Origin of the sequence: Pontibacillus chungwhensis BH030062 (assembly GCF_000770675.1) — a bacterium.
Taxonomy (GTDB): domain Bacteria; phylum Bacillota; class Bacilli; order Bacillales; family BH030062; genus Pontibacillus; species Pontibacillus chungwhensis.
Map to the genome: position 1 here is coordinate 208,808 of NZ_AVBG01000002.1, position 14,165 is coordinate 222,972.

14 protein-coding genes are annotated in these 14,165 nt (G+C 41.7%); 4 read left to right on the forward strand and 10 right to left on the reverse strand.

The genetic code is table 11. The features are described from left to right. The first annotated feature begins 103 nt into the window (after window positions 1–103). Window positions 104–775: a type 1 glutamine amidotransferase domain-containing protein gene (locus N780_RS03825; protein WP_036780256.1), complete on the forward strand. Its 672-nt coding sequence runs from the start codon at window positions 104–106 to the stop codon at window positions 773–775. Window positions 776–829: 54 nt separating this feature from the next. Here N780_RS03825 and N780_RS03830 read toward each other — a convergent pair whose 3' ends face one another. The 3 genes from N780_RS03830 to N780_RS03840 are packed head-to-tail and all read right to left on the reverse strand — an operon-like array spanning window position 830 to window position 3,220. Next, window positions 830–1,114 carry a putative quinol monooxygenase gene (locus N780_RS03830; RefSeq protein WP_036780258.1) on the reverse strand — a complete coding sequence of 95 codons (285 nt, stop codon included), beginning with the start codon at window positions 1,112–1,114 and terminating at the stop codon, window positions 830–832. Window positions 1,115–1,174: 60 nt separating this feature from the next. After that, window positions 1,175–2,518, reverse strand: a complete 1,344-nt coding sequence (locus N780_RS03835) for a sensor histidine kinase (RefSeq protein WP_036780260.1) — start codon at window positions 2,516–2,518, stop codon at window positions 1,175–1,177. A gap of 3 nt (window positions 2,519–2,521) precedes the next feature. Further along, window positions 2,522–3,220 (reverse strand): response regulator transcription factor, encoded by a 699-nt coding sequence (locus N780_RS03840; protein ID WP_036780262.1) that lies wholly within the window; start codon window positions 3,218–3,220, stop codon window positions 2,522–2,524. Between the two features lie 484 nt (window positions 3,221–3,704). Here N780_RS03840 and N780_RS03845 point away from each other — a divergent pair, with 484 nt between their 5' ends. Beyond that, complete coding sequence (locus N780_RS03845) at window positions 3,705–4,910, forward strand: S1C family serine protease (RefSeq protein ID WP_036780264.1); 1,206 nt, start codon at window positions 3,705–3,707, stop codon at window positions 4,908–4,910. Window positions 4,911–4,925: 15 nt separating this feature from the next. Continuing rightward, a complete protein-coding gene (locus N780_RS03850; protein WP_052114874.1) occupies window positions 4,926–5,789 on the forward strand; it encodes a peptidylprolyl isomerase in 864 nt (287 codons plus the stop codon). Between the two features lie 198 nt (window positions 5,790–5,987). Here the strand turns inward: N780_RS03850 and N780_RS03855 are convergent, their stop codons facing one another. Continuing rightward, window positions 5,988–7,382, reverse strand: coding sequence for an alanine/glycine:cation symporter family protein (locus tag N780_RS03855; protein ID WP_036780752.1), 1,395 nt, complete (start codon window positions 7,380–7,382; stop codon window positions 5,988–5,990). 530 nt (window positions 7,383–7,912) lie between these two features. Next, window positions 7,913–8,899: an NAD(P)/FAD-dependent oxidoreductase gene (locus N780_RS03860; RefSeq protein WP_036780266.1), complete on the reverse strand. Its 987-nt coding sequence runs from the start codon at window positions 8,897–8,899 to the stop codon at window positions 7,913–7,915. 136 nt (window positions 8,900–9,035) lie between these two features. Here N780_RS03860 and N780_RS03865 point away from each other — a divergent pair, with 136 nt between their 5' ends. Further along, a complete protein-coding gene (locus N780_RS03865; RefSeq protein WP_036780267.1) occupies window positions 9,036–9,236 on the forward strand; it encodes a hypothetical protein in 201 nt (66 codons plus the stop codon). A 116-nt stretch (window positions 9,237–9,352) separates the two neighbouring features. On the opposite strand, the gene N780_RS03870 is transcribed toward N780_RS03865, so the two are convergent. From N780_RS03870 to N780_RS03890, 5 genes are all read right to left on the reverse strand, one after another. Further along, window positions 9,353–10,753, reverse strand: a complete 1,401-nt coding sequence (locus N780_RS03870; protein WP_036780269.1) for an MATE family efflux transporter — start codon at window positions 10,751–10,753, stop codon at window positions 9,353–9,355. A 19-nt stretch (window positions 10,754–10,772) separates the two neighbouring features. Next, window positions 10,773–11,213 (reverse strand): MarR family winged helix-turn-helix transcriptional regulator, encoded by a 441-nt coding sequence (locus N780_RS03875; protein ID WP_036780272.1) that lies wholly within the window; start codon window positions 11,211–11,213, stop codon window positions 10,773–10,775. 185 nt (window positions 11,214–11,398) lie between these two features. Continuing rightward, on the reverse strand, window positions 11,399–12,205 hold the full coding sequence (gene proC, locus N780_RS03880) for a pyrroline-5-carboxylate reductase (protein ID WP_036780273.1): 807 nt from the start codon (window positions 12,203–12,205) through the stop codon (window positions 11,399–11,401). Between the two features lie 207 nt (window positions 12,206–12,412). Beyond that, window positions 12,413–12,946, reverse strand: coding sequence for a transcription repressor NadR (locus N780_RS03885; protein ID WP_036780276.1), 534 nt, complete (start codon window positions 12,944–12,946; stop codon window positions 12,413–12,415). A gap of 28 nt (window positions 12,947–12,974) precedes the next feature. Beyond that, complete coding sequence (locus N780_RS03890; RefSeq protein WP_036780278.1) at window positions 12,975–14,111, reverse strand: IscS subfamily cysteine desulfurase; 1,137 nt, start codon at window positions 14,109–14,111, stop codon at window positions 12,975–12,977. Between the last annotated feature and the right edge of the window lie 54 nt (window positions 14,112–14,165).

Consider the following 14,165-nt stretch of genomic DNA (forward strand, 5'->3'; position numbering starts at 1 on the left):
CGATGGTGGTATAACTATACTCACGGTTTAACGTTCCCGATACTCGCATAAATAAATGAGAGTAACTAAAACTAAGATGCATGTAATTCAAGGAGGTTACTATATGAGTAATAAAAAAGTTCTAATGGTCGTAACAAACCATACAAAAATCACTGATGATCATAAAACAGGCTTATGGCTTGAAGAATATGCTGTTCCTTATAATGCCTTTAAAGAAGCTGGATACGACGTGAAAGTAACAAGCATCCAGGGCGGCGAAGTTCCTCTAGACCCTAACAGCATTCCGGAAGAAGAAGTGAGCGAATGGGCAGAAGCACAAGAACAACTAAAAGATACAGCACAACTATCAAAAGAGGATGCAAACGGCTTTATCGGAATCTTCCTTCCAGGGGGTCATGGCACGATGTTTGACTTCCCACAAAACGAAACTCTTCAATATGTCTTACAACAACACGCTGAACAAGGCAATGTAATTGGTTCTGTGTGTCACGGTCCAAGCGGACTTGTCAATGCTACTTACGAAAATGGACAACCGATTGTAAAAGGTAAGAAAGTCACTGGTTTCACAGATTCTGAAGAAATCGGCATGAATTTAGATCAGCATATGCCATTCATGCTTGAAACAGAATTGCGTAACAAAGGTGCTAATTTCTCTAAAGGAGAAGATTGGTCCGTTCACGCTGTACGTGATGGGAACCTTGTTACTGGTCAAAACCCAATGTCTAGTGAAAGTGCTGCAGAGAAAATGGTTGAAGCACTAAACGAACACTCCTAAGCCTATTGCCTATAAAAAAGCGCAGCTCTATGTAAGAGCTGCGCTTTTTATGAATTAAATTTCTTTTACTTTGTATACTTCACGTGTTGCTACTAAATCCGCCGTATTTTCCCGATACGTTTTGTAATGATCTGATTCAATATGGTGGTTTAAAGCATCCATGTTCTTATATTGCTCATGTAACACAAGCGTCTCATCTTCAATCGACTTATGAAGATCATATTGCAAACAGCCTTCTTCTTGCCTTGAAGCTTGTTGAGCTTTCTTTAACTCCTGCAACAATTGTTCTTCCGCACCTTCTTTAGGTGTAAAAATGGCGGTAATTGAAATCTTATCCATAGTCATCACTCTCTTTCTTTTCTAACGTGCCCTAAACCTATCACACACTATTCACGTTTCCTATAGATTCGCTTGGCTAGCGGAAGATGGGAAGACAATCCGGAATACCGCACCACCTTGGTCCTTGTTACTCACGTGGATTGTACCTTGACTTCGTTCTACAATGGCTCTTGAAATAGCGAGACCTAGCCCAGTCTCTCCTTCTTTTCCTTTAACAAATCGATGGAACAGTTGTGGGAGCAGCTCCTCAGGAACCCCGTCTCCATCATCTTCAATTTCTAAGACCAGTTGCCCATTTGCTTCATACGCACGTAAGTTTACCTCTGATGCTGCGTGTCTAATTCCATTCCCTACAATATTAATCAGTGCCTGAAGCATCTTTTCTTCGTCAACGTAGAGCTGTCTATCTTCCTTAACTGTAACGTTCAACGAGACCCCTTTTTCTGAAGCAAGGAAATACATTCGTTCCTTTGTGTCTTCAAAGAGTTTTGGGACAGATGTATAAACTGGGTTATAAATTCCATCTTCACTATCGAGTTTGGCTAAAAGGATTATTTCATTAACAATTTTCTTTAACCGGTCACTTTCTTTAACTATCAGATCTAAACTACGGTCTGCCGCTTCCCCTTCAAAAACCCCGTCTTTCACTCCTTCTGCATACCCTTGAATGGTCATAAGAGGTGTTTTCAATTCATGAGAAGCATTTTGGAAGAAGTGCTTCTGAGAGCGAATGTATTGATCCAATTCTTTAGCCATATCCATGACGCTCTGTTCGACTTCTCCAATTTCACCACTTGCGTTGACTGGCTTAATTTCATTGAATTGACGATTCTCAATCTTTTTTACTTCCCTCTTCAATCGACTTAGAGGAGTAACAAGTCGCTTCGTTAATAAGTAACTAAATAATATAGCTATGGCAATTCCAATTACGAAGACTATCATCATGCGTACAGCAAAGATAGACTGAATAGCTTGCAGCTCTTCTACAGGAGTAGCTAAGATTAGCAAGTATTCTTGTCCTTGGAAACGATAGCCGAGCTTTGACACTACATAGTTTTCCCCGTTCATTTTACGAAGACCCTTTTGCTCGTCTTTTGTCTCAAATTCAGATGCCCAACTCCTAGCCGTTGTTTCTGGAAGGTTCGTTGCCAGCGGAGAGTTTTGATCAGGATCCATAATCAAGATCTTATAGTCGTTACTTTCGATTAGTCGACTCAGCTTGCCTCTTCCGGATGGGTCTTCATACAAAAAATTTAAAATTAAGTTCCCGTTGGTTTGGAGCTCATCCTGCTGGTCTTGAATAAGGATATCAAGCAATAAAGAATAGATGAAAAAGGCCGTAACAGACATAATAATAATCAACAGCGCCGTAAAGGCAGCATTTAATTGATATAGCAGCTTCATCGTTTACGCCTCGCGTTCCCGCAAGCGGTACCCATAACCCCAAACGGTTTCAATAGGCACATCACTGAACTTTTTACGAAGCCGTTTCACTAAATCATCAACAGCGCGATCACTTCCAAAGTAATCGTCACCCCATACTTTATGAAGAAGTTCCTCACGGGAAAAGGCTCGATTCGTTTGAGAAACTAGTATTTGTAGTAAGCTGAATTCTTTAGCGGTCACCTCTACTTCTTCACCCTGCCAAAACACCCTCCGTTCTTCAATAGAAAGAGTGAGATCCCCGTTCTTTAATGAAGGCTCGCTTTCCTCTGCCTGACTATCTTTATCATGATACTTCTCCCATCGCTTTACCATTCGATTCACACGTGCCACAAGTTCACGAGGGCTGAATGGTTTCGTTAAGTAGTCATCACTTCCAAGCTCTAAACCAAGCACCTTATCAACTTCTTCGTCTCTGGCTGAAATGATAATGATTGGAATATCTGATTCTTGGCGAATTCGGCTACAAAAGTCATATCCATTCATCCCGGGAAGCATAATATCCAGCACCCACAGATCAGGAGGCGATTCCTGCCACAAGTCCCAGGCCTTCTCGGCTGTATCTACACTGTTGGTCTTATATCCTTCCTTGTGTAAATAGGCTTCCACAATTTCCCGGATATGAGGGTCATCTTCGACAATTCCAATGATAGCGTCCTTCATTCCCATTCCTCCTTCAGTCTACTCTTTCCCTTTATTGTGCCACATTAGAGAAGTGGAGGCGACTGGGGAGTGCGTTAGGCTTCTTTAAAAAGGTTAACCTTATTTGTAATATTGCTATTTAGCCCAAGAGACGTAGGGGCGTTGGATGTTGGTTATTGATGTGGCGGTTTTAGGGGATCTTCCTCTTTTTCTGGGCGGCTTGTCCTTTACTTTTCGTGGGGTCTAAGCGGCGGCCCTCCGCTTTTCTTTGTGTCCAGCTGCGGCGGGGAGGGCCTAGCGCGATAAGCAATCTACTTTCAGTCTGCTATGCAGACTTACAGTAGCTTGCTTATCCGTACGGCCCTGGGCACCCCGCCTCCGCTTTTCTTTGTCTTACATACTTTTTACACATTTGTTCCGAAGATTTGCCAAAGGTGTTGGTTAGAATATGAAGTACAAGATATTTAAAGAAATCATTTTACAATATAGAAAGGTGGTTACTTGCATGAGTGAGCAGTTTAATAATGAGCAGGTTGAGAGGCGTAAGGGTGATCAGCGTAGTTATTATGGTTGGTTAATTCAATTTGCTTCTACTGCTTTTATTGTGACGGTTTTACTTGTAGGTGGGGCTTTTTCTTTGTTTAAGTTGAACGTGTTGCCACTAGAGTCGAATGTTGCAGCGCAGGATTCTGCTAAGAGTACCGAGGAGAGTATTTCTATTGAGGAGTCTAAGTCTGAGGGGGATACTTCAGATGTCGTCCAGGCGGTGAGTAAAGCCTCTGATGCTGTGGTTGGTGTAACGAAGTATGAACAGTCCCAATTGTTTGCTGAGAATAATAAAGCTGGTACTGGTTCTGGGGTTATTTATAAGAAAGAGAACGGTGAAGCGTATGTGGTAACGAATCATCACGTTATAGAGAATGCACAGTCTATTGATGTGACATTAAGTGATGGTGAGAAGGTGGAAGCTAAGCTTTTAGGAAGTGATTCTTTAACAGATTTAGCTGTACTGAAGATCGACGCTGAACATGTAAAGCAAGTTGCTGAATTTGGTTCTTCTAGTAATCTACAGGTTGGGGAAACAGCGATTGCGATCGGTAACCCACTGGGCCTAGAATTTGCAGGTTCTGTGACAAAAGGAATTATTAGTGGTCTTGAGCGTACGATGCCAGTTGATTTGAACAAAGACGGACGCGCTGATTATCAGACAGAGGTTCTTCAAACCGATGCAGCGATCAACCCTGGTAACAGTGGCGGGGCATTGATTAACAGTGCTGGCCAAGTTATTGGGATTAACTCTATGAAGATTGCTCAGCAGGAGGTAGAAGGTTTAGGCTTTGCGATTCCTTCTGAAACGGCGAAGCCAATTATCGAAGATTTAGAGAAGAACGGTGAAGTATCTCGCCCATTCATTGGTGTATCTACAATGGACCTTTCATCTGTATCCGCTTATCACATCGAGAATACGTTAAAGCTTCCTAGTGATATTAAGGGCGGCGTACTTGTAGCGGATGTTGAACAAGGTTCCCCTGCGGCTCAGGCTAACTTACAACAATATGATGTGATTGTCGGCGCCGATGGTGAAGAGATTTCAAATCTAGTTGATTTACGCAAATATATGTATGAAGAGAAAGATGTTGGCGATTCTATGGAACTTTCCTTCTATCGTGATGGAGCGAAACAGTCGGTCACAATTACCTTATCTAAATAATAAAGGGGTTTTACGATGATGAAAAAGAAAGTACTCACATTTTGTGTAGCTGCGCTGGGAGCTTTCACGCTCTCGGCCTGCAGCAATGCTTCAGCCGACGGTGATGTAGTTGCTGAAACAGCAAACGGAGACATTACTAAAGACGAATTTTACAATAAACTTGTCGACCAATACGGCGACGCAGTATTAAAGGAAATGCTTTATGATACTGTTCTTTCAGAAGAGTACCCTGTTTCTGAGGAGGAAGTTCAAGCTGAGATTGATAAAGTGAAAGAGTCTTACGGTGATCAGTTTGAATCTGCTCTACAGCAAAATGGATTTAAAGATGAAGCTCAATTTAAAGACTTTCTAAAAACGCAACTGCAAAAAGAGAAAGCCACTACTCAAGGGGTAGAAGTTACCGATGAGGAAGTGAAAGAATACTACGAGAATATGAAACAAGAAGTACAAGCTCAGCATATTTTGGTGGAAGATGAAGAAACGGCCAATGAAGTAATCGAGAAGCTAAATAATGGCGGAGATTTCGCTAACCTCGCAAAAGAATATTCCACCGATTCTTCTTCAGCTGAAAATGGTGGCAAACTTGATTATTTCTCAACAGGTGACATGGTCTATCCATTTGAACAAGCTGCCTATAATCTTGAAGTCGGAAACATTAGTAAGCCTGTTCAATCCGATTATGGCTACCACATTATTAAAGTAACGGATAAGCGTGAGAAAGAAGACAACTCTTCTCTTGGTACGTTTGATGAGATGAAAGATCAATTAAAAACGGAGCTTCTAAACAGACAAGCAAATCCAGAAGAGCTATCAGACATTATGAATAACGCTGAAATTAACATTAACAACAAAGACCTTAAAGAGAAGATCTCATTCTAAAACCAATAAAAGGGGAAGCTTGCCCTCCCCCTTTTCACATAGATTCAATAGAGCGACTGGTTTATCATAAATAGATTCTAGAACGCCCCCCCCCTTTGAGGCTGCTTATTCAATACTAAGCAGCCTCTTATTATGCTTTAAAGCAAAAAAGCGTGCCAGACACCCTTTATCCTACTAAAGAGTTTCTGGCACGTGTGATTATTCCCAAAGGCTGATGCCTTCTTTGTTTTTAATTTGGTCTTTGGAGAACTTCGTTTTATGTTCTTTTTTCCGATCGCTACGGTAATCAAGGAGAACTTCCTTGGCAACCCCAGAGAGTCGGACAATTGCATATAAGTTGATAAGCGCCATAATTCCCATTGTGATGTCTGCTAGAAGCCATACAAGGTCAAGCTTGGCCATGGCCCCAAAGAAGACCATCGCTAGAGCTGCAAGGCGATACCAGAAGATTCGTTTTGGACTGTTCTTAATAAATTGCATGTTTGTCTCGCCGTAATAATAGTTTCCAATAATCGAGCTAAAGGCAAAGAACAAGATGGCAATAGCAACGAATGTATTCGCCCAGGAACCAATATGAGTTTCAAATGCCTGTTGAGTAATTTGAATACCTACTGCATTTTCTTGATTCATGTAAGAAGCTGGATCTCCTGAAGATATAATAATAAAGGCTGTAGCTGAACAAATTAGAATCGTATCAACAAATACGCCAAGCGTTTGAATAAGTCCCTGTTTGGCTGGGTGAGATACCTCTGCAGCAGCTGCTGCGTTTGGTGCACTACCCATACCGGCTTCGTTCGAGAATAAACCACGCTTAATACCATTTAGAATGGCAGCACCAAAGGCACCCCCTGCGACTTCTTCAATACCAAATGCGTTCTTGAAAATAAGGACGAACATATCTGGTATAGCACCAATATTTGTGATTAACACATACCCTGCTAAAATCAAATATAAAATAGCCATAACTGGAATAAAGATCTGTGTAACTTTTGCAATTCGTTGAATACCGCCGAAAATAACAGCAGCTGCCCCTATTACCAGAACAGCACCTATTAGCACTTTATTTACTGAGAATGACTCTTCAAATGCTAAACGAATCGTATTTGACTGCACGGCACTAAATACAAGACCATACGTAAATGTAATAATAATGGCAAAAGCAACACCAAGTTTTCGGTTATTTAGCCCTTTCTCCATATAATAAGCCGGGCCACCGCGATAACCTTCTTCATCTTTTACTTTGTAAACTTGAGCAAGAGTACTTTCTACAAAGCTAGTAGCAGATCCTAATAAAGCGATGATCCACATCCAAAAAACAGCACCAGGTCCACCAACAGATACCGCTAAGGCTACACCACCTAAGTTCCCGGTACCAACACGAGAAGCTGTACTGATCGTGAAAGATTGAAAGGCAGATGTTCCACGACCATCATTTTTTATTGACTCTTTCTCAAACAAAACACGAAACATCTCACCGAACAAGCGAAACTGAATAAAGCGCGTGATGACTGTGAAATAGAGTCCAACCCCAAGTAAGACAGCAATTAAAATATAGCCCCACAAGGCCGTGCTGATGTTACCTAAAAAATCCATTAACATAGGTTTTCACTCCAAATTAAGTATTTCTGTAAAGTTCTTTCGGTTTATTCTATCTTTTCATTATACTGAGCAAGCTCTTCAGAAGAAATAGTTTAAAAAGAATTGAGCACTTCTTCTTTATTCCATATAATCACCACCCTATTTACAGCTGTATTTCCTTTTGTTTACAATTTGAAACACCAAAAATTGTTAGCGCTTTCATTTTAGACTCTAAACTGAAAGGGACCGTTATGTTTGATGAGTGGTCCCGCGATTACTCCAAGTAATTTTGTTTCTTCTCACATGGCTTGTTTCCGGTCACCCTAATAAGGGAAAGGTGGGCGTGGACACCACGCCCGCACTCTTCAATCTAGGTGAGATCCCGGTTTTACCGGGTAAAGAGGCTCACCAGCTCCCTACAGGAAAGCGAGCGGTTTCCACGTCCACCTTACACTTAATTAAAGCAAACGGAAACATTTTCTCAACTCCGACAAATCCTGCCCTATCCTTGATGAATCCATAAAAAAAGACTTGGAACCCAAGTCTTATAGCTGTTTTACCAAGCTACTTACATGTCGTCCGGCGGCTATTCCGGAGCGAAATGCACTTTCAAATCGAGTACGGCTTGCTTCGTCCTCTTCATGTAAGAACGTATCCCCCGCTATATATAAAGGAAGTGCTTCATGTAAGTTCAAAAATGGTTTATGAATAATGTTTGTTGATTGAGCATACCGCCACCTCTTCACCTGGGCTGAACGGATGCTGCTTATAGAAACATGATCCTTTATTTTTTCTTTCATCTGATGAATGATTTCACTTTCATCTTGTTCAAAATGTTCCTTACTCCACTCTCCATCCATGTACATGCTTATAATCCGCTTTTTTGATATCCCCTTCTTAAAGTGGTCGACGATTCTTTCTACTCCAAGTGGGAGGTTTTCATCCTTGTGTCCTGATGGGGGTAGAGAGGTATTTGATGTGATTTCGAATAATCCCACGAAAGAAGGATCGACGTTTATTTGTTTGACTTGATTGAAGGCATTAGAATTCACAGACACCGTACTTTCTTCAAGTAAAGCAATCGTTTGAGGCAGAGGGGAGGTGATAATAAGAGCTCCAGTTGTACACGTTTCACCAGCCTCTGAAGTAAGCTTGAACCCACCGATGGATTCTTTTATTGAGGTTATACGTGTTTCGAGCACGGGATCGAGACCTTCTGCGAGTCTTTTGGCTAATGTGTTCATCCCGTCTATGCTTGTATATCTAGGATAAGTATCACCAAACCAATGTTTGACCCACCCTTTTTCTAACCAGTCATCAACATACTGTTGAAGTTCGTTCGAGCGTACAGTAAAGAATTGAGCCCCATGATCAGCTTTGCCGCCTTCTATCCTTCGTGTAGCCAGGCGACCTCCAACACTTCTTCCTTTATCAGTAAGCTGAACATCCTCTACACCTCTCTCCATCAATGTTCTAGCGGCCATAATACCTGATAGTCCTGCACCTATGATTGTTACTTGAGCATCTCTCATGTGAACCCTCCAATATCTCTTCTACTGCCCTTATACCCCATTTTATGAGTTATTATGAACCACTTCACACATATCGGCCCATCGGATAAATCTTCTGGTATCTGTTTATGTTAATCCTTAAAGGAGGTGAAGCAAATTGGCTAAAAGACGTAGTCAGCCTACCAATGTAAATGATGTGAAATCCAAAAACGCAAATTCGGGGATGAGTTACAAAGAAGTTGAAGAATACCTCGCCCAAACGACAGGTGGCCAAAATACGAAGCAATACAGCAACACAAACCCTGCCACAGTCCGAAGAAAATTAGAGTCAAAAAACTCAGAAAGCAACCCTTATTAAATTAACCTTTCACCGCTTTAAAGCAACTAGACGTGCCAGACACCCTTTACTTGTCTAAAGCGTGTCTGGCACCCTTCATTTGTTTAAAGCAAAAAAGCGCCCTTGAGGGGCGCTTTTTAGGTGGTTGTGGATGGTTGTGCTGTTTCATATAGCTCTGTGTCTTCTCCGTCTTTTGGCTTGAAGAAGAGTTCACGATCTTTATAAAGGAAGAATATAGAGAGAACAAACGCCAGCAAATCTGAAAGAGGAAATGCGAGCCAAACGCCTATTACACCCAGGTTAAATAGATTAGGCAATAGAAGCACAAGCGGAATGAGGAACATAACTTGACGGGCAACAGATAGGATAAAGGCAGGCTTTGCCATACCAAGAGCCTGATAAAGCCCTCCACTGACCACTTGAGCTCCAATTAAAATGGCTAGAGCGAAAATAATTCGTATCGATAATGCTCCTGATTCAATTACAGCCGGATCCCCTGTAAAGATCTTCATTAACATTTCAGGGAACGCCATCATGACTACAAAGACAATGAGGGAGATCCCTGTAGAAACCTTTAAACCGATCCATATAATTTCCCTGAGACGCCCGAATTGTTTAGCTCCATAGTTATAGCCAATAATCGGTTGCATGCCTTGAAGAACTCCGATCATAGGCATAATGGCAAGCATCGTAACCTTTTGGACAATTCCAAAGACCCCTACCTCAAATGAGCCACCGTAACGAATCAGCATAACATTAATGGCAATCATCATCGCACTTCCGCCCACTTGGCGAATAAAGGCCGGAAAACCGATTACTAGGACTTCTTTCATTAAATCAAATCGTGCTTTAAAGTATTCTATTCCAACATCAAGCGAGCTCTTCCCTGAGGTGAAATAGCGGAGCACGACAAGCGTTACCGAAGCTTGAGAAATAACCGTTGCAATAGAAGCCCCCCGAACCCCCATGTCTAATCCAAAAATAAATATCGGATCGAGAATTGTATTTAAAACAGCTGGAATAATCATCGTAATCATCGCAAACCTTGAATTTCCTTCTGAGCGAATAATATTGTTAGACGCAAAAGCAAATCCAAAAAAGATCGACCCAAGCATTATGGGGAATAGGTACTCTTTGGCATACGGCATGATATCTGGTGTTGCTCCGAATAAAGCAAGCAATGGTTCCATGAACGTAAACGCGCCAACAAACGAAATAATACTTACAACAGAGATCATGATTACGAGGTTGCCAAGCACTTCGTTCGCATCTTCTTTCCTGTCTTCACCGAGGCGTCTAGATATAACAGAAGCGCCGCCAATTCCAACAGCAGCTGCAATGGCCATGATGATCATCATGATCGGAAAACTAATACTTACCCCTGCAATACCGTTAATCCCTACTCCACGCGCTATAAACAACGTATCAACAACGTTATATAGCGCCATAACAAACATACCGATCATGGCGGGTACTGACAAATTAAGAAGCAGCTTCGGAATTGGCTCCGTGCCAAGACGTTGACTTTGCTGTTTCATCCCCCATTCCTCCTTTAAGCTACTCTGAACTAAATGACTCTACATTTTGTTTCATCTTCTTAAGCCAGGAAATGATGACTTGTTGTTCTTCCATTGTAAAACCTTCTCCGAGCTGCTTTTCAATCCCATCAATTAAACTCCATAATTGACCTTCTATTTCACTGCCTTTGTCTGTTAAAGAAATAAGCTTTGTGCGACGGTCTTCCGGACTTTGACGCTTATGAATTAACTCTTTCTTTAACAACGAGTCCACTAAACCATTCATTGAAGACCCTTTGATATATAGCCGTTTCTGCATGTCTCCTTGTGCTTGTTCCCCGTGTTCAGATAAGAAGTACAAGACCTTTGATTGAGCCATAGTAAGGTCATGCTCCCTGAGCTTTTGATTATATTGGTTTTGTATAAAATGTGAGACAACATTAATGTGATAACCAAGTAAATTCTCAATATCTCGTTTCATTACTTAGCCTCCTAAGTATTTTCTAATTATATTTCGAGACTCGAAATTTGTAAAGGCTTTTGCAAGATAAAAATCCCACATTTATACAATTGGCACTCTCACCTTTATTGAGAACCAGATTAATCAAATATTTGTTATCTCCACGGCCCTTTTCATATAAAAAAAGAGCTACCCAAAGGCAGCTCTTATTCACTCATTTTATTCACTTTATCCGTACAAGCTTCCATTCCGGCCAGGAGAACGCCCCTTAACCCTTCATCTTCTAAACGAGCAACCGCTTCTATTGTAGAACCACCAGGTGAACAGACTTCATCTTTCAATTCTCCAGGGTGTTTTCCTGTTTCTTGTACCATTTTAGCAGCACCAAGAACGGCTTGTGATGCCATTCGATATGACTGCTCACGGGTTAATCCTTGACGAACCCCGCCGTCTGCCATGGCTTCAATAATCATATATACATAAGCTGGTGAGGAGCCACTAATAGAAGGAACAGCTTTCATCTGACCCTCGTTTAAAATCTCCACCTCTCCAAAGCTTTCTAAAAGTTGAACAACAATAGAGAGTTCTTCTTGCGTTACTTGTTTGTTAGGGGAGATGGCTGTCATTCCTGCTTGAACAAGAGATGGCGTATTTGGCATCGCCTGAATGACCTTTACTTCTCGGCCAAACGCTTCTTCAATATCACTTGAAGAGATTCCAGGAGCAATGGTAATGACAATCGCTTCCTCTTTCACAGAATGGCGCACTTCATGAATAACAGCCTCGTATGAGTACGGCTTCACAGCAAGTATAAGAATATCTGCCACTTCTGCAATTGCTCGGTTATCGTTGTTCGTTTGAATTCCGAACATCTCAAAGACATGATCAAGGGTAGCGGGAGTGAGCGCGCTTGCAATAATCTGATCTTTAGGGATCACTTCTGACCCAACCATACCGCCAATCATCGCCTGAGCCATCTTACCGGAACCAATAAATCCAACTGTTTGCTGCATTACTGTTCACGTCCTTTTATTTCGTTCATAACTACATATTCAGTATTTAAGCGTAACAAGCTCTTCACAAAAAAGCAACGCGGCTGTTTTGTACGCTTGTGGTTAAATAAGGCGATCAACGACCAGTAATTGCCTATTAAAGTTCTCATAAAACAGCAAATCAACTCACTTTAATTACCATCCAATCTACGAAAGCCCAGCTCTTCCTTACTGCGCTAAGAAACCTCTTGCTTCAAGAGCATCAATGGCTTCTTGAAGGTGAGCTTCATTTTTGGAGGTAATCGTGTGCATATGGATTCCTCCGGTTAACTCCAACAAATAAGAAGCTTTTTTTGAAGCTACTTTTTGTACGAAATCTTCTACTTCTTTTCGGTTGGAGATTCTAAGGGTAGCTGTCAAATCACCATACACAGGATGCTCAACCGAAACATCTTTAATCACAACACCGTGGTCAACAAGAATGTTTAGCTCTTCTTTCGTTTCTTCAGGTGAGTGCACGCACGCTACCGTTCTTTCAAACACTTCACTTGGTGCGTCTTTCATGTACAGATACCCTTGGCTCGTGGCAATAATCGGTTCGTTTTTCGCTTTTAAAAGGGAAATATCACCGACAATGACCTGACGACTTACATTGGCACGCTTTGCCAATTCTCCTCCTTTAATAGGAGTCCCTGTCTCTCTCAATATATCTAATAGAAGGTGTCTTCTTTCTTCGCCTAAAATCTTTCGTTGTTCGCTCATCTGCTTACTCCTTCTTTTCACTTTGACGTTATTGTACCACAGCAGCCGTTCTCTCTTCGATGACACAACGCAACCACCCGGCTAACTCCCTCACGTCTTCAGTAGTATGATCACGCCCAAATGAGATACGAATAAAAGTTTTTGCCTCTTCTTCTGTTTTGCCCATAGATAATAGAGTCAAAGAGGGCTCTTGTACCCCAACCTGACAAGCACTACCCGTTGAAAAATGGAATCCATTCCTGTTGCCTTCTAACATGAGCCATTGGCCTTCTACATGGTGGATCAGCATGCCTACTATAGGCACTCCTACATTAGATCTAACGAAATCCAATCGATCTGATACGCTTGAAAGCTCCTCCATGAAGAGACGCTTCCACTCTTCAATCCTGTTCTGCTTCTCAGAAAGATTCTTAACACTTTTCTCTGCCGCTACGGCAAACGCTGCAATACCTGGTACGTTTAGTGTACCGGCACGCATACCAGACTCATGAACACCGTTTGGTAAAAAAGGACGGTACGTATGTGCCGTTGATAAGTAAAGGCCTCCTACCCCTTTTGGTCCAAATACTTTGTGGCTTGAAATTGTAAGACTATCTACATAAGGAGTTATCTGTTGCACATCAATCTTTCCGAATGACTGGACACAGTCACTATGAAGGAAAGTCCCTGACTCCAGACAAATGCGAGAGATCTCTCTTAAAGGTTGAATAGTGCCAATTTCACTATTCACATGGTGAACGGAAACAAGTGCCGTATCGGGTGTAATAAGGGATTTTAAGACTTCTAAATCAACAACCCCCGACTCTTTAAGAGGGAGCTTTGTAACCCTATAGCCTTCCGCTTCATATTTCATGGCTGTGTTTCTGACAGAGGAATGCTCTCCTTCTGATAGAATGATATGCTTTCCTGGATGTGCTGACAAAAGCGCTTGGAAGGCTAAGAAATTCCCTTCGCTTCCTCCGCTTGTAAAATATAATCCTTTTGCTTCTCCCCTTATTAGATGAGCCAGCGTTTCTCGGCAGTGCTCCAAAAGCTGGCTCGCTTTTGTCCCTTCATCGTGCAAACTTGTGCTATTTGCGAAATACTCTCTCGAAGCTCTCATGTAAGTCTCAAGAGCTTCTTCATCGATTGGACAAGATGCCGCATAGTCAAAATAGCGCTTCAATGTTCTCACCCTTCCCAAAATCCGTATAAAACTCTTGTCATTAGTTTAAATCTG

What these genes read in the sequence shown, in the direction of transcription:
- N780_RS03825 (WP_036780256.1), top strand. Translation starts at nt 104, where the DNA reads ATGAGTAATAAAAAAGTTCTAATGGTCGTAACAAACCATACAAAAATC.
- N780_RS03830 (WP_036780258.1), bottom strand. Translation starts at nt 1,114, where the DNA reads ATGGATAAGATTTCAATTACCGCCATTTTTACACCTAAAGAAGGTGCG.
- N780_RS03835 (WP_036780260.1), bottom strand. Translation starts at nt 2,518, where the DNA reads ATGAAGCTGCTATATCAATTAAATGCTGCCTTTACGGCGCTGTTGATT.
- N780_RS03840 (WP_036780262.1), bottom strand. Translation starts at nt 3,220, where the DNA reads ATGAAGGACGCTATCATTGGAATTGTCGAAGATGACCCTCATATCCGG.
- N780_RS03845 (WP_036780264.1), top strand. Translation starts at nt 3,705, where the DNA reads ATGAGTGAGCAGTTTAATAATGAGCAGGTTGAGAGGCGTAAGGGTGAT.
- N780_RS03850 (WP_052114874.1), top strand. Translation starts at nt 4,926, where the DNA reads ATGATGAAAAAGAAAGTACTCACATTTTGTGTAGCTGCGCTGGGAGCT.
- N780_RS03855 (WP_036780752.1), bottom strand. Translation starts at nt 7,382, where the DNA reads ATGGATTTTTTAGGTAACATCAGCACGGCCTTGTGGGGCTATATTTTA.
- N780_RS03860 (WP_036780266.1), bottom strand. Translation starts at nt 8,899, where the DNA reads ATGAGAGATGCTCAAGTAACAATCATAGGTGCAGGACTATCAGGTATT.
- N780_RS03870 (WP_036780269.1), bottom strand. Translation starts at nt 10,753, where the DNA reads ATGAAACAGCAAAGTCAACGTCTTGGCACGGAGCCAATTCCGAAGCTG.
- N780_RS03875 (WP_036780272.1), bottom strand. Translation starts at nt 11,213, where the DNA reads ATGAAACGAGATATTGAGAATTTACTTGGTTATCACATTAATGTTGTC.
- proC (WP_036780273.1), bottom strand. Translation starts at nt 12,205, where the DNA reads ATGCAGCAAACAGTTGGATTTATTGGTTCCGGTAAGATGGCTCAGGCG.
- N780_RS03885 (WP_036780276.1), bottom strand. Translation starts at nt 12,946, where the DNA reads ATGAGCGAACAACGAAAGATTTTAGGCGAAGAAAGAAGACACCTTCTA.